Source organism: Sulfurimonas sp., from assembly GCF_016744025.1.
Lineage (GTDB): Bacteria > Campylobacterota > Campylobacteria > Campylobacterales > Sulfurimonadaceae > Sulfurimonas.
Map to the genome: position 1 here is coordinate 1 of NZ_JADGFC010000011.1, position 14579 is coordinate 14579.

Consider the following 14579-nt stretch of genomic DNA (forward strand, 5'->3'; position numbering starts at 1 on the left):
TTCTCTCATATGAAAAATATGATTAGTTTACATCTAGGTTTGAGTAAAAGCTTGAAGTTAAATTTAGTAGATTATTATTTGGTCAATTATCAAAAAAAGCGAGTTTTTAAACCCCCGTTTTTTTAATTAAGTCATAAAAATAAACTTTTATTTGTCTCAACATTATTATATTAGTTATGTTTATATATATTTAGGTAAACAAAACAAAGCTTTTGTTAAATGGATTTTTAGTATTATTCGCAGAGAATAAATAATTCATTTTAAAGGTATATGATATGAAGTTTAGTGGAAAAAATGTTTTAGTTACCGGTTCGAGTCGTGGAATTGGTGCAGAAATTGCAAAAACTTTAGCTAGTTTTGGTTTAAAAGTTTGGATAAATTATAGAAGTGGTGCTGCTCAAGCAGACGCGGTTAAAGAAATTATTGAAGCTGAGGGTGGAAATGCTGCTGTTATCGGTTTTGATGTATGTGACGAAGAAGCATTTAAAGATGCAATAAAAACTATTGTTGATAGTGATGGTGAACTTTCATATTTAGTTAATAATGCAGGTATCACTAACGATAAATTAGCTCTTCGTATGAAGACTGATGATTTTATGAGTGTTATTAATGCTAATCTGACTTCATGTTTTATTGGATGTCGTGAATCTATGAAAGTTATGAGAAAGAAAAAATTTGGTTCAGTTGTAAATATTGCATCTATTGTTGGTGAGACAGGAAATGCTGGTCAAACAAACTACGCTGCATCTAAGGGTGGAGTTATTGCAATGAGCAAAAGTTTCGCAATTGAAGCTGCAACAAGTGGAATTCGTTTTAATACAGTTACTCCAGGTTTTATTGCAACAGAGATGACTGATGCACTAAGTGATGAGATTAAAGATAGTTTCACATCAAAAATCCAAATGAAACGTTTTGGAAGCCCAAAAGAAGTTGCACAAGCAACAGCTTTTTTACTTTCAGACCACTCTAGTTATATTACTGGTGAAACATTAAAAGTTAATGGCGGAATGAATATGGCATAAATAGTTTATTTAAGCTATATATGTTATAATTTCGCGATTTTATACTAAAAAACATAGGAGCTATGATGGCACTTTTAGAAGATATTAAAGAAGTAGTAGTTGAGCAATTAAGCGTTAACCCGGATGAAGTTAAAGAAGATGCGAAGTTTGTTGAAGATTTAGGTGCTGATAGCCTTGATGTAGTTGAATTAGTAATGGCTCTTGAAGAGAAGTTCGATATCGAAATTCCTGATGATGAAGCAGAAAAAATTCAAACTGTTAAAGATGTAGTAAACTATATCGAAAGCAAGTAATTAACACTTAAAGTGTTTTTTAAACTCAGTAATAGCCTTTAATAGGTTTTACTGAGTTTTGTAAAGTATTTTATAATTTTATCATGGAGATTTTTAAATGAGAAGAATAGTAGTAACTGGAATGGGTATGATAAATGCCGTTGGTAATGATAAAGAAAGTGCATTTAAAGCGATTTGTGAAGGTGAATGTGGAATTGATGAAATTACACTATTTGATGCTTCAAATTACGCTGTTAAAATAGCTGGTGAAGTAAAAAACTTTGACCCAGCAACTGTTATGGCACCAAAAGAAGTTAAAAAGGCTGATAGATTTATTCATCTTGGTCTAAAAGCTGCTCAAGAAGCAATGGCAGATGCTAATCTTCCCCAAGATACAGATATGGAAAGATTTGGTATTAGTGCTGGATCTGGTATCGGTGGTCTTCCTGCAATTGAGAAAAACTCAATAATTATAGAAACTCGTGGTCCTCGTAGAATATCTCCATTTTTTATTCCATCAGCACTTGTAAATATGCTTGGTGGTTTTGTTTCAATAGAACACGGAACAAAAGGTCCAAATCTTTCAAGTGTAACAGCTTGTGCTGCAGGTACTCACGCGATTAGTGAAGCTTGTAAAACTATTATGTGTAACGGTGCTGAGAAAATGCTTGTTGTTTCAGCAGAATGTGCAGTAACTGGTGCTGGTGTTGGTGGTTTTGCTGCAATGAAAGCACTATCAACTAATAATGAAAATCCTAAAAGTGCTTCACGTCCATTTGACGCTGAACGTGATGGTTTTGTTATGGGTGAAGGTGCTGCCGCTTTAGTTCTTGAAGAGTACGAAACTGCAGTAGCTCGTGGCGCTAATATATATGGAGAAATCATTGGTTTTGGTGAGAGTGGAGATGCAAATCATATCACTACTCCAAGTCTTGATGGTCCAGCTCGTGCTATGAAAGCTGCATATAAAATGGCAGGTGAACCTAAACTTGACTATGTAAATGCACATGGAACAAGTACACCTATCAATGATAAAAATGAAACAGCTGCAGTAAAAGATCTACTTGGTGGAAAAGAAAACTGTCCTCCAATGAGTTCAATCAAAGGTCAAATTGGCCATTGTCTTGGTGCTGCTGGTGGTATCGAAGCTGTTACATGTTTAATGGCTATGAGAGATGGAATTATCCCTCCAACTATCAATCATACCACACCTGATGAAAACTGTGATTTAGACATCGTTCCTAATGCTTCTAGAAAAGCTGACTTAAATGTAGTTATGAGTAACTCATTTGGTTTTGGTGGAACAAATGGTGTACTGATTTTCAAAAAAATCTAACGAAGGATCTAATTTGGCTACATACTTAGACTTTGAATACAAAATTAAATTTATTCAAGAAGATATTATATCTGCTCGCGTTCGTCAAAACGAAGGTGAAGTGGAAAAATTACAAATAAACTTAGATAAAGAAGTTTCAAAAACATTTAGTAATCTATCTCCATTCCAGCAACTACAACTTGCTAGACATATTGATAGACCATATGCTCTAGATTATATTAATTTAATCATGCGTGATAAATATGAGATTCATGGAGATAGACACTACCGTGATGACGCTGCTATTGTTTGTTACTTAGGTTATATTGGTGATGAAAAAGTAATTGTTATCGGTGAACAAAAAGGCCGTGGAACTAAAAATAAAATTAGAAGAAACTTTGGTATGCCTCATCCAGAAGGTTATAGAAAAGCTCTTCGTGCTGCTAAAATGGCTGAAAAATTTGGTATTCCTCTTTTAATGCTAGTAGATACTCCGGGTGCTTATCCTGGTCTTGGTGCAGAAGAAAGAAATCAGAGTGAAGCAATTGCTAGAAATCTTTTAGAACTTGCTGAACTTGACACTCAAACTATCTCTATTGTTATTGGAGAAGGTGGAAGTGGTGGTGCATTAGCAATTAGTGTAGCTGACAAACTTGCAATGATGCGTTACTCAGTATTTAGTGTTATTTCTCCAGAAGGTTGTTCTGCAATTTTATGGAATGATCCTAAAAAAGCAGAAGCTGCAACAAATGCTATGAAGATTACAAGTGGAGACTTAAAAGAGTTAAATCTTATTGATGATATTATTAATGAGCCTCTTATTGGTGCGCACAGAGATAAAGATGCAGCTGCTTTAGCAATTACTGATTACTTCTTAGAAAACTTAAAAACTCTTAGAGAAATGACTAAAGAAGAACGTATGGAAGCTAGATACAACAAACTAACAGGTATTGGCGCTTACGCAGAGTAAGGGCTAATTATCTTCTTTTTCTTCTTGACTCTCTATAAGAGGGTCAAACTTCGGTCTCTTAAACCTTTTTGCATCTTTTGAAAACTTTATAAGATCTTCTGCTGTTTTAACTTTTTTATCTATATTTTTTAAGTTTTCTAATGATAGTTTAAATAACTCATATGTAGTTAATACATCGCTCATTGCTCTATGGTGCGTTGCATCTGGATGAAGGTTTAGTGATTCATTTAAATAAGAAAGAGCGTAACGATAAGATTGTACAGTTCTCTCCGCAAGTGCTAGTGAGCAAAGCGAGCGGTTAAGTAGAGGTGCTAAACCAATTTTTTGCATACTCAAAGATACAAATCTATAGTCAAACTGAACATCATGAGCGATAAAGATTGCATTTGCTAAAAATATCTTAAAATCGTAAAGTACAGTTTTTAAATTGGGTGCATCTTTTGTATCTTCTACTGATATTCCAGTAATCTCTGTTATATGCTTATTGATTTCATTACAAGATACTAAAGACTCGAACCTATCTGTAATAACTCCATTTTTAACCTTTACAGCCGCCAATTCTATTATCTGATGTTTATCTATCTTTGAGCCATTTGTTTCTATATCAACAATACAAAACTCAGCATCTGCAATAGACATAAATCTTGTAGCAAAGTAGAAATAGCCACGTTCTTTAATTACTTCTAAACCTTGTGAATGCCAAAGTTCAAGAGAGAAGTCTAAGTCTTCGTTTAGTTGGGGTTTTAAATTGCCTACACATAAACCTTTTGAAGCGAGTTTATGTATACTTTTTGAGTCTAGTATAAAATCTTTAGTTAGCATTTTTTATAAAAGCCTTAACTTTTGAGACATCTTTTTTAGCGTGATATATCTCAACACCACTACTTACATCAACACCGTAAAAACCATACTCTTTTAGAGAAGAGACATTGCTTGCATCTAAGCCACCAGCAAGTATTATTTTAGAACAGTCTATGTCTTTAAACCACTCTATATTTAATCTTTTTCCAGCTCCACCGTAGGCTTCACAGTATGCGTCTATAAGTCTATATTCATTAGGATATTGCAAAACATCTTTTGCTTCTTTTGCTCTGATAACTTTTATATGAGGTACAAATAGTTGATCATAAAGCTCAGTAGAAGCTTCGAAATGGAGTTGAGCTAAAGTACATACAGATTCTTGAATATAAGAGTTGATAACCTGAGCATCTACATTTACAAATAGACCAACTTTTTCTACAAATGGAGGAAGTAGAGAAATGATTGCTTTAGCATCTGATGGAGATATATATCTAGGAGATTTTTCATAAAATACAAAACCAAGTGCATCTGCACCTGCATCTATTGCATTCATAGCATCTTCATAAGAAGTTATTCCACAGATTTTAGTTCGCATTAGATTTGTAAACTTTTAATAGCTTCTTCTTTTGAAGCATGTTTAAACACATAACTTCCTGCAACAACAACATCTACACCAACATCTTTAAGGCTTTGAATATTATTGTCAGTAACTCCACCATCTACTTGTATAAGACAGTTTGGATTTATTTTGTTTCTCATTTCATTTAGTTTTGAAGCTTTAGGAATTACACTCTCTATAAAACTTTGTCCGCCAAAACCAGGGTTAACACTCATAAGTAGAACCATATCTAAGTCTTGAAGTAGATATTCTACTGATTCAGGTGGAGTATGAGGGTTTAAAACTATTGCTGGTTTAATGCCTAAAGATCTAATTTTTTGTATTAGTCTATGTGGGTGTTTTTCTTCTTCTATATGAAAAGATATATATTGGGGTTTTAAAGGTGCAAAAAGCTCAACAAAAAAAGTGTTATTCTCAACCATTAGGTGTATATCAAGAGGTTTAGTAGCACATGCAGCAATTGCAGAAACAACAACAGGCCCAATTGTAAGATTTGGTACAAAATGACCGTCCATAACATCTACGTGAACTAAATCACAACCAGCATTACAGATAGCTTCAACATCTCTTTGTAAATTGCCAAAATCAGCAGATAGAACACTAGGGGCTACTTGAATCATAAAAGTCCTTTATTTCATTGTGGAATTATACAATGAGCAGACTTTTATCTAGTTAAGAAAAATAAAAACTTATCATTATCAAAAGACAAGTCTACTTGGACGCCCTTTTTATTTTCTATGACTTCTAATAAACCATCAACATCTTGGTATGTTCTTGGAAGTGTGATATCAACACTAATTCTTTCATCTGAAAGAAGTGTTTTAATTTTACCACCTACAATATTTACTAATTCTGCTAGAGTATCAAGAATCATTTCAATATCATCAGTCTCTTCACCAATAAGAAGTTCACAGGCTTTTTTAGCAATTTGTTTTGGAAAAACTAGTATTACCATCCCATCCATATCTCCATAATAACCAATAGAACTTGCAATCCTATCTGTTTTGTCATCTATTGAGATATTTTGAACCTTAGCAGATTGTTTGACCGCTTTAGAGTTTGTCATCATTTCTATTGTTGCTACGGTTGCATCTATAAATCTTGGAAGCTCAGTGACCGTTTTTTTATTTATTATTCTTTTACTTTTTACATTAGAAGCACTACTCGCACCTAACTCTTTTAAAAGATCTTTATCTTGAAGAATATCATCCATTTGTTCAAAAAACATAATTCCAGAATCTTCAAGGTTTTCTTTAAAAACTTCAGGAGTTTTCTCGAAAGTCATTCCTACAAAACAAATTGTTGCATTATATTCTGCTGCTGAAGTTGAAAGCCTTGAGAAAAAGTTTAAAGCATGAACATTCATACTAATAACTTTATATGCATCAAATATAAATAGTCTAAATCCAACATTCAGAGAATTATTATGATATTCGATGTTAAATTTATTTCCTATCTCTGCATCTAAAAAAGAAGAGATAGAGTAAATTATTGCATTACCAGTAACACGAGTAGCAATTTTTTGTCCCATTTGTCCTAAAAATGTAGCGTCTATTATCTCATCATAAGCATCTTCTTTTGAAGCTTTTTCTCTAAACTCTTCTTGGGTAAGTGTAATAACAGGGTTATGTCCATTATCATGTAACTCTATTGCCATTGCAGTACGTTGAGACTTATCTTCGCTATAAAGTAAAATATTTTTACTTTGGTTTTTAAAACTTGAAGAAAAGAGATAAGCAATATCTAAGGTTTTAAAAAGTGAAAAATTCATATCATCTTTGTAAAATACCATAATAGCGTTGTATTTTTTAGTGTCATAATCACAAAAGCCAACTGTTGCATGATTTGTTTGTCGAACTTTTACAAAAAGTTTTATAAAAGAATTTAGACCGTTTTTATTAAAAAATACTACCTTTTTTAATGACACTAAAATCATATCAACTTTAAGTGAAGAAGTGGCTGCCAAATCATCCATACTTAAAAATGAGTTACAACTATTTCCGTCTAAAAAACCTTGTGGATAAAAAACACCTATTCCATTTTTAACTATTGGTTTCATGATATTTCCATAAGTGTCGCAAATTCTTCGTAAATATCACCAACATATTCTACTTGAAAATCTACAAAGTCATTTAGACCAACTTCTATAAAAATTGGTTGAGATAATTCATAAAAAAGTAATAGATGCATCCATTTTCCAAGAGAATTTATCTTTTCATCATCGGACGGTTTTAATCCAGAAGAAGCCTGAATGATTTGAGCTATCTCTTGTGGCATTTCCCATTTAACAGAGATTTGTTCACATATATCAAAAAGCCCAATTCCACATAAACGAGTAAGAATAGTGTTATAGTCAAGATTTTTAGTACTTCGAAGAAGATTTACATCATCTATTTTTTTACAAAAAAGTGCTTCAGAGATGATGATACTAGCAGGGAGAAGTGTAATAGAATTGGATATATTTTTATCTTCTATATTTAAATGATCTAAAATCTGTTCCCATCTTTTTGATAATTTTGCTTGTAATTCATGAAATACTCTAGCATTTAATTTAAACAAAACCCATTTAGAAGGACTTAAAAGAGTTGTCATATAATTGTATACAGTTTGCTGTGAACTTGAAACCCCTAAAATTGCAAATATTTGAGATACATCATGTACTTCATTTGTGAAGCCATATATAGGTTTATTTACAAGTTCTTTGAGGTATCTTGCAAGTGCTAAGTCCTCTTGTGCAATCTTTGCCGCCTTAGTTAATTCACCAGCATCAAGAAGTGCAATGGTTTCTTTTAGGACTTTAGGCGTAGGTGGGATTTTGTTAATATATTCATTAATTAAAGTTTTTGTTATCATCTGCACTTCATGTCTTGTAATTTTATATACATTCTAGCTGTTTAATGTAAAACAAATATTAAATTGTGTGAAAAGAGATTTTCAACTAAAGAAATATGCCTTTAAGCTGTAGTTTTGCTTCATCTTGGTACAATTCGCAACTTTAAAAACCTAAACAAGGAAGCTAATTATGGCAAGAAGATGTGCTATTAGTGGCAAAGGCCCTATGAGCGGGAACAATGTTTCTCATGCTAAAAACAGAACAAAGCGTCGTTTTTTATTAAACCTAAGAACAGTGCGTATCACGTTAGAAGATGGTACTACAAAGAAGATTAAAATCTCTGCAAGAGAATTACGCACACTTAAGAAAAATTCTTAAAGAGCAATAGGAAGATATGTTGAATCTTTTACTAAGGATTCGAATTTTCCTACATTGGGAGTCTTCTCCCAAACCTGACAAAAAACTTCTACCTGAAATTTACCCGCATCTAAAAGCATTTCGTCTCCCTATAATTTTAACAGTTCTTACTATGCTAGTTGGAACAATCGGTTATATTTTAATTGATGGTTTTACTCTTATTGATGCTGTTTACCAAACTGGTATAACTTTTACTACTGTTGGGTTTGGAGAGATTTCTCCAGTTTCAAATGCTGGTAGGCTATTTACAATAACCCTAATCATATCTGGATTTGCAGTATTTTCTAGTGCAATCGGTATCTTAGTAACGGAATTAAGTAAAGGGAATATACTTGCCATTTTAAAGGAGCGAAGAATGTTATACAAGATAGCAAGATTGAAAAAACATTTTGTAGTCTGTTATCACAATGATTATACTCTTGAAGTAACAAAACAACTAAGGGCTAATCATATTCCTTTTGTTGTTGTTGATCCTAGAGAAGAAATTCATGAGTGGGCAAAAGAGCATAATTACCTAACATATTTAAAAGCTGAGCCACATGCTGAACTTTCTATGTTAAAAGCGCACCTTGCATCTGCTAAAGGACTTATCACCTTATCTGATTCAATAGCAGATAATATTGCCCTTATAGCTTCTGTTAGACTATTTGAGAAGGAACACTTCTTACCTAGACCTTACTATGTAATCTCTACTGCTGAGACTATGAGTGATGTAGAAAAGCTTAAAAAACTAGGAGCTGATACAGTTGTATCTCCAACAAAACTAACAGCTCAAAGAGTTAGTGCAATGGCCGCTCGTCCTGATATGGAAAACCTTTTAGAAGAGTTTCTTTATAAAAGTGATAATCCTTTAGATATGGAAGAGGTTGAAGTTCCTAAATATAGTTGGACAGTATTGAAAAAGTTAAAAGAAACGCATATGCGTCAAATAACTAATACTTCTGTTATCGGAATAACAAAAAAAGATGGTAAGTTTATATCGATGCCTAAGGGTGATGTACTGATTACAAGTGAGTGTAAACTTCTTATTATAGGTTTACAAACAGATATTAAAACAACTAAAGAACTTTTAAGAAAAAGAACTAAGCCAAAGGAGCTAAGATTTGTATAAAATAATTCAAACTACAGGTGGAGTATGTGCATCTCAAGGCTTTTATGCTGATGGAATAAGTGCAGGACTTAAAAAAGATAATGCCTTAGATATGGCATTTATTTACTCTGAAAATGAGTGTGAGATCGCTTCTGTTTTTACGACAAATAAAATGTACGCAGCACCTATCAAGCACTTTAGAGCAAAGGGTGATTTTAAAACAAATTTTGTTTTGATAAATTCAAAAAATGCAAATGCTATGACAGGTCAAGCTGGACTTGAAGATATAGATGAGATCTTAAGTAACTGCTCAAATGTTACAAATCCTATCATGAGTTCGACTGGTGTAATTGGAGTTAGACTTCCAAAAGAAAAACTTATTGATGGTATGAAAAAATTTGATTTTTCAAAAAGAGAGGCCTCTAAAGCTTCAAAAGCTATTATGACAACAGACTCATTCTCAAAAGAGATAGCTTTAAATATTAAACTTGATGATGGAAGTAGTTTCTCTATTGGTGCAATGGCAAAAGGTGCAGGAATGATTAATCCTGCTATGGCAACTATGTTATGTTTTATAACTACAGATGCTAATGTCTCAAAGCAAGAGATGCAAGAGATATTAGATGAAGTAACAAAAACAACTTTTAATGCTATTAGTGTTGATGGAGATACTTCTACAAACGATACTGTTTTACTGCTTAGCAATTCTAAAAGTGGAGCATATGAGAGAGAATCATTTAAAGAAGCACTATTTAAAGTTATGCATTTCTTAGCTCTTGAGATGGTTAGAGATGGTGAGGGTGCTACTAAACTTGTAACTTATAAGATTAGTGGTGCTAAAGATGATAGAGAAGCTGAAATAGTTGCTAAAACATTATCAGATTCACTACTTGTAAAAACTGCACTTTATGGCGAAGATCCAAACTGGGGAAGAATAGCATCTACAGTTGGAGCAAGTGGAGTCGAAGCTTATGAAGAGAAGTTAAAAATTTCTTTTGATAACTATTGTGTTTATGATAGAGGTGTACTTAACTTTGATGAAGAGATGGAAAAAAAATGTGCCATTGTAATGGGACATAAAAAGTTTACTATCTCTTGTGATTTAGGTGTTGGAGAAGGCAGTTTTAAATCATATGGATGTGATTTAGGACATGAATACGTAAATATAAATGCAGATTATAGAACTTAAAAAAGTTCTAATTCCTCATTTTGATGAACGTGAATTCTATTTCTGCCTTTTTCTTTCGCAGAATATAGTGCATCATCTGCAATAGTATAAAATACATTTTCATCAATAAAATTTTCACAAAAGTCTACAACTAAGAGACCAAGAGAGATAGTTAGAAATTTAGATACAGTTGAAGCAGAATTAATTATTTCTAGATTTTCTATAGCTTTTCTAATCTTCTCTGCAAGCTCTAATGATTTACTTTCATCAGATCTAGAAAAAATAATTCCAAATTCTTCTCCACCAAGTCTAAATGCAAAGTCACTACCTCTATTGAGTAGACCTTTTAATGCATTTGCAACAGCAATTAGTGCTTCATCTCCGGCTTTATGACCATTTGCATCATTGTATTTTTTAAAAAAATCAACATCTAAAATTATAAATGATAAACGATTTTTCTCTCTACTAGCACGACCAATTTCTCTAGTTAGAATATCATTGAAATGTCTTCTGTTGTAGAGTTTTGTCATATCGTACTACAACTTCACCAATCTCTACTCCGTCATCATTCAAAATAGGCATGATAGTATTTTGAAACCAAGATTCATTACCATCAATAGTAGTCTATTTGAGTTCGCCTTCTAGGGACTCTCTATTACTCATCGTATCTCTTACTTTTTTAACAAATTCAAGAGGAAATTTATGTTGTTTATTCATGGCAAAATAATGGCATGAAAATAATATATTTTTCCTGATAGGTGACAACTTTGCTAGTAAAAAGTTTTTTTTTGTTTAAGTGCTAACTCAACTTTGGTAAATGCCACTTTCTTTTAAAAGCGATAAGTCTAAGTATAATAGATAAAATAGCAACGGATATAATGGTAACTTCATTAAGATAATCTAACTCTTCTAGTCCTGCAAGAAGTAGGGCAACTATAACTGCTATAGAACCGTAAAAGTCACTTATGAGAACAGTTGGTACTTGATTTATCAAGATATCTCTTGTAACCCCTCCACCAACTGCTGTTGTAAAACTAAGTATTACAATTCCAAAAAAGTTAAACTCAGCATTTATGGCTAAAAGAGCACCTGTTATGCTAAAAGCAACTAAACCTATAGTATCACTTGCTACAAAAATCCATTTTTTGTCAATTGAATCTTTTTTATGTAGTTTAAATATATAAGCTATAAAAATAGTAGAGATAAGAGTAAGGGCTGGATAAACAGATGTAAAAGCAAAAGGGGCTGAACTTAAAATAGAATCTCTAATAATTCCACCACCAAGAGCGGTAAGTGAAGATGCTATGAGAATTCCTAAAATATCTAAATCATTTTTTATAGCAATAAGAAAACCACTGATACTAAAAGCTATGATCCCAATAATATCTGCATATAAGAAAAATTCTGGCATCTACTGAACTCTATCTCTACTCTTGGTATTCATTTTTAAACTCTACATATCTAGACGCAGATGCATAAAGCTCTTTAACCTCTGCATCATTTAACTCTCTAACTACTTTTGCAGGACTTCCCATAATAAGTGAGCGTGGAGGAAAAACCTTGTTTTTTGTAACTAATGCACTAGCTCCAACTATACTTTCTTTTCCAATAACTGCGCCATCAAGTATAGTAGCACTCATGCCAATCAAACATGCGTCTTCTATAGTACAACCGTGAATCATTACTCTATGTCCTATAGTTACATCATTACCAATAATAGTTGGATTTCCATCACTTTTATCAGCTTTTTTATAGTGAGTAACATGAATCATGCTAAGGTCTTGGACACTAACTCTATCACCTATAGTTATATAGTGAACATCACCTCTGATTACAGTTCCAAACCAGATAGAACAGTCGCTCCCAAAAGTTACATTTCCAACTACATCCGCAGATGGTGCAATCCAAGTGTTTTTTCCAAGTGTAGGTTCTACACCTTTAAAAGTATATGTCATATTAACTCTCCATAAAAAGACGAGAAGTGATTTGAGCTACACTTCTTTGAGTCTCTTTTTTACTTGCTTTTGAAATTTTGTTTACATACTCTTCTAATAATTTATGATTATTTACGAGTTTTTCATTTTCTTGTGCTTTTACTTTTACGTAAGAACCATCACTTTGAAGTTCATGAGCTAGAACATTGTCAGAGCATTGAAGTTTTAATATTTGAATGATCCTTTTTCTAGATTCTTCATCTTTTATAGCAGTTAAAAGTTCAATTCTTCTAACTAAATTCCTAGGCATCCAATCAGCAGAGGATATATAAACCTGAGCTGAATCATTTTTGAAGTAAAAAACTCTAGGATGTTCTAGATACTTACCTAAGACAGAAATAACTCTAATATTATCACTAACACCTTCAATTCCAGTTTTAAGACAACAGATGCCACGAACAATTAAGTCTATTTTAACACCTGCTTGGCTTGCTTTATATAGTGCACGGATTACATCTTCATCAACTAAAGAGTTGACCTTAACTATGATTTGCCCATCACTTGCTTTTCTTGTCTCATTGTGAATTAGAGAAAGAATCTTTGGCTTGATTTGAGCAGGGGACATATAAAGTTCATCCAACTTACCCTTTTTACTAAATCCTGTTAGGAAGTGGAAAAATCTTGTTAAATCATTTGTAACTTCATCTTTTGAAGTCATATAACTAAAATCTGTATAGATTTTTGCAGTTGCTGGATTATAGTTTCCTGTACCTACATGAGCGTACTGCTTTAACTTTCCATTTTTTCTTCTTGTAACTAGAGCTGCTTTGGCATGTACTTTAAAACCTCTAATTCCGTAAATAACATGCGCCCCAGCTTTTTCTAAGGCTTTTGCCCAAATAAGATTGTTCTCTTCATCAAATCTTGCTTTTAACTCAACCATAACAGTTACTTGCTTTCCACTCTCGGCCGCAGCCATTAGTGCTTGAACAATAGGAGAGTTTGTTCCAGAACGGTAAAGTGTCATTTTAATAGAAACAGTATCGGGATCTTTTGCAGCACTTTGTATTAGTTTTATTACTGGTTCAAAACTAGCATAAGGATGATACATAAGTACATCTTCTTTTTCTAAGGTTGCAAAAATATTTTCATTATGATCAAAAGGAGGTTGAGTTTTTGGTTTAAAAGGTTCTGATAAAAGGTGTGCAAAGTTTTTATTACTAACAATTTGCCATAAGCTTGATTGATTTAAAAATGTATGAAATTTATAAATATCATCTTTGTAAACATTTGTATGACGGTTAAAAAAAGTAATAATTTCTTCATCAGTATCACTACCAACTTCTAGTCTAACCATTTCACCTTTACGACGAAGCTTTAGACCTTCTTCAAGAATTTCCATAAAGTCATCAGCTTCTTCTTCTTCAATCTCCATATCTGCATTTCTTGTAACTCTAAATGATGCATATTTTAAAAGAGTATAACCTGGGAAAAGCTCTTCAACATGCTGAGCAACAAGAGATTCCACTGGAACATAAGTGCTCTTGTCAAGTTCTACAAATCTATTTACAACTCTAGGAACTCTAATAATTCCAAATCTTTCAATAGTCTCATCATCTGAATCTGATAGTTTTACAATTAGCCCAAAACTAAGATTGTTAAGATGTGGGAATGGATGCGTTGCATCTACGGCAATAGGAATAATTACAGGATAGATATTCTCTTTAAAGTATCTATTTAGTGTATGTTTTTCATGTTGGTTTACTTCATCATATAACTTTACACAAATACCTTCTGGCTCAAGTTTTTGAAAAATCCCAGCTATACAGTGCTCTAGAACTTGTTGTTCTTGGTGAAGATATTTTCTTATCTCACGAAGCTGTTGCAGAGGCGTTAGTTTATCAGCTCCAGAGACAATGATTCCAGCAGCGAAAAGCTTTTTAAGCCCAGCAATCCTAATCATATAAAATTCATCTAGATTAGTGCCATAAATTGCTAAAAATTTAAGACGTTCAAGTAGAGGAAGCGATTCATCTTGAGCTTGTTTTAAAACTCTTGTATTAAATTGTAACCATGAGATTTCACGATTGTTATACAGGTCCGGATTTTTAAGATTTATCATGATAATAGCCTGAAAA

General features: G+C 32.7%; 16 protein-coding genes. 7 read left to right on the forward strand and 9 right to left on the reverse strand.

Going from position 1 to position 14579, the window contains the following annotated elements; all coding sequences use genetic code 11:
- The first annotated feature begins 275 nt into the window (after positions 1–275).
- The 4 genes from fabG (at position 276) to accA (ending at position 3579) form a co-directional block, all read left to right on the forward strand.
- Complete coding sequence (gene fabG / locus QZZ48_RS03120; protein WP_294961868.1) at positions 276–1022, forward strand: 3-oxoacyl-ACP reductase FabG; 747 nt, start codon at positions 276–278, stop codon at positions 1020–1022.
- Between the two features lie 65 nt (positions 1023–1087).
- Positions 1088–1315, forward strand: a complete 228-nt coding sequence (acpP, locus tag QZZ48_RS03125) for an acyl carrier protein (protein ID WP_294961870.1) — start codon at positions 1088–1090, stop codon at positions 1313–1315.
- 97 nt (positions 1316–1412) lie between these two features.
- Positions 1413–2630: a beta-ketoacyl-ACP synthase II gene (locus QZZ48_RS03130; protein ID WP_294961872.1), complete on the forward strand. Its 1218-nt coding sequence runs from the start codon at positions 1413–1415 to the stop codon at positions 2628–2630.
- Positions 2631–2643: 13 nt separating this feature from the next.
- Positions 2644–3579, forward strand: coding sequence for an acetyl-CoA carboxylase carboxyl transferase subunit alpha (gene accA / locus QZZ48_RS03135; RefSeq protein ID WP_294961874.1), 936 nt, complete (start codon positions 2644–2646; stop codon positions 3577–3579).
- Positions 3580–3582: 3 nt separating this feature from the next.
- Here accA and QZZ48_RS03140 read toward each other — a convergent pair whose 3' ends face one another.
- The 5 genes from QZZ48_RS03140 to QZZ48_RS03160 are packed head-to-tail and all read right to left on the reverse strand — an operon-like array spanning position 3583 to position 7852.
- Positions 3583–4401, reverse strand: a complete 819-nt coding sequence (locus QZZ48_RS03140; RefSeq protein WP_294961876.1) for a 3'-5' exonuclease — start codon at positions 4399–4401, stop codon at positions 3583–3585.
- Entirely contained in the window at positions 4391–4975 is a 585-nt protein-coding gene (locus tag QZZ48_RS03145) for a phosphoribosylanthranilate isomerase (protein WP_294961878.1), read from the reverse strand. The genes QZZ48_RS03140 and QZZ48_RS03145 overlap by 11 nt, the downstream gene beginning before the upstream one ends.
- Positions 4975–5616 carry a ribulose-phosphate 3-epimerase gene (gene rpe, locus QZZ48_RS03150; RefSeq protein ID WP_294961933.1) on the reverse strand — a complete coding sequence of 214 codons (642 nt, stop codon included), beginning with the start codon at positions 5614–5616 and terminating at the stop codon, positions 4975–4977. Before rpe ends, QZZ48_RS03145 begins: the two co-directional genes overlap by 1 nt.
- 47 nt (positions 5617–5663) lie before the next feature.
- On the reverse strand, positions 5664–7058 hold the full coding sequence (locus QZZ48_RS03155; RefSeq protein WP_294961880.1) for a chemotaxis protein CheX: 1395 nt from the start codon (positions 7056–7058) through the stop codon (positions 5664–5666).
- Positions 7055–7852, reverse strand: coding sequence for an HDOD domain-containing protein (locus QZZ48_RS03160; RefSeq protein WP_294961882.1), 798 nt, complete (start codon positions 7850–7852; stop codon positions 7055–7057). Before QZZ48_RS03160 ends, QZZ48_RS03155 begins: the two co-directional genes overlap by 4 nt.
- A 169-nt stretch (positions 7853–8021) precedes the next feature.
- Here QZZ48_RS03160 and rpmB point away from each other — a divergent pair, with 169 nt between their 5' ends.
- From rpmB to argJ, 3 genes are read left to right on the forward strand one after another with little or no spacing between them, the layout of a single operon-like run.
- Positions 8022–8210, forward strand: coding sequence for a 50S ribosomal protein L28 (gene rpmB / locus QZZ48_RS03165; protein WP_013326380.1), 189 nt, complete (start codon positions 8022–8024; stop codon positions 8208–8210).
- A gap of 19 nt (positions 8211–8229) precedes the next feature.
- Positions 8230–9360, forward strand: a complete 1131-nt coding sequence (locus QZZ48_RS03170; RefSeq protein ID WP_294961885.1) for an NAD-binding protein — start codon at positions 8230–8232, stop codon at positions 9358–9360.
- Positions 9353–10528 (forward strand): bifunctional glutamate N-acetyltransferase/amino-acid acetyltransferase ArgJ, encoded by a 1176-nt coding sequence (argJ, locus tag QZZ48_RS03175; RefSeq protein ID WP_294961887.1) that lies wholly within the window; start codon positions 9353–9355, stop codon positions 10526–10528. The genes QZZ48_RS03170 and argJ overlap by 8 nt, the downstream gene beginning before the upstream one ends.
- On the opposite strand, the gene QZZ48_RS03180 is transcribed toward argJ, so the two are convergent.
- The 4 genes from QZZ48_RS03180 to QZZ48_RS03195 all read right to left on the reverse strand — a co-directional run bounded on the left by QZZ48_RS03180 (position 10525) and on the right by QZZ48_RS03195 (position 14563).
- Entirely contained in the window at positions 10525–11037 is a 513-nt protein-coding gene (locus QZZ48_RS03180; RefSeq protein ID WP_294961889.1) for a GGDEF domain-containing protein, read from the reverse strand. The two genes, argJ and QZZ48_RS03180, sit on opposite strands and share 4 nt — an antisense overlap.
- 269 nt (positions 11038–11306) lie before the next feature.
- The gene (locus QZZ48_RS03185) at positions 11307–11918 is read right to left on the reverse strand and encodes a TRIC cation channel family protein (RefSeq protein ID WP_294961891.1); all 612 of its coding nucleotides are present in this window, start codon (positions 11916–11918) and stop codon (positions 11307–11309) included.
- Positions 11919–11934: 16 nt separating this feature from the next.
- Positions 11935–12462 (reverse strand): gamma carbonic anhydrase family protein, encoded by a 528-nt coding sequence (locus tag QZZ48_RS03190; RefSeq protein WP_294961893.1) that lies wholly within the window; start codon positions 12460–12462, stop codon positions 11935–11937.
- A gap of 1 nt (position 12463) precedes the next feature.
- On the reverse strand, positions 12464–14563 hold the full coding sequence (locus QZZ48_RS03195; RefSeq protein WP_294961895.1) for an RNA degradosome polyphosphate kinase: 2100 nt from the start codon (positions 14561–14563) through the stop codon (positions 12464–12466).
- Positions 14564–14579: the final 16 nt, after the last annotated feature.

Excerpts from the sequence above, each read along its gene's own strand:
- fabG (WP_294961868.1), top strand. The coding sequence starts at position 276 with ATGAAGTTTAGTGGAAAAAATGTTTTAGTTACCGGTTCGAGTCGTGGA.
- acpP (WP_294961870.1), top strand. The coding sequence starts at position 1,088 with ATGGCACTTTTAGAAGATATTAAAGAAGTAGTAGTTGAGCAATTAAGC.
- QZZ48_RS03130 (WP_294961872.1), top strand. The coding sequence starts at position 1,413 with ATGAGAAGAATAGTAGTAACTGGAATGGGTATGATAAATGCCGTTGGT.
- QZZ48_RS03140 (WP_294961876.1), bottom strand. The coding sequence starts at position 4,401 with ATGCTAACTAAAGATTTTATACTAGACTCAAAAAGTATACATAAACTC.
- QZZ48_RS03145 (WP_294961878.1), bottom strand. The coding sequence starts at position 4,975 with ATGCGAACTAAAATCTGTGGAATAACTTCTTATGAAGATGCTATGAAT.
- QZZ48_RS03155 (WP_294961880.1), bottom strand. The coding sequence starts at position 7,058 with ATGAAACCAATAGTTAAAAATGGAATAGGTGTTTTTTATCCACAAGGT.
- QZZ48_RS03160 (WP_294961882.1), bottom strand. The coding sequence starts at position 7,852 with ATGATAACAAAAACTTTAATTAATGAATATATTAACAAAATCCCACCT.
- rpmB (WP_013326380.1), top strand. The coding sequence starts at position 8,022 with ATGGCAAGAAGATGTGCTATTAGTGGCAAAGGCCCTATGAGCGGGAAC.
- QZZ48_RS03180 (WP_294961889.1), bottom strand. The coding sequence starts at position 11,037 with ATGACAAAACTCTACAACAGAAGACATTTCAATGATATTCTAACTAGA.
- QZZ48_RS03185 (WP_294961891.1), bottom strand. The coding sequence starts at position 11,918 with ATGCCAGAATTTTTCTTATATGCAGATATTATTGGGATCATAGCTTTT.
- QZZ48_RS03190 (WP_294961893.1), bottom strand. The coding sequence starts at position 12,462 with ATGACATATACTTTTAAAGGTGTAGAACCTACACTTGGAAAAAACACT.
- QZZ48_RS03195 (WP_294961895.1), bottom strand. The coding sequence starts at position 14,563 with ATGATAAATCTTAAAAATCCGGACCTGTATAACAATCGTGAAATCTCA.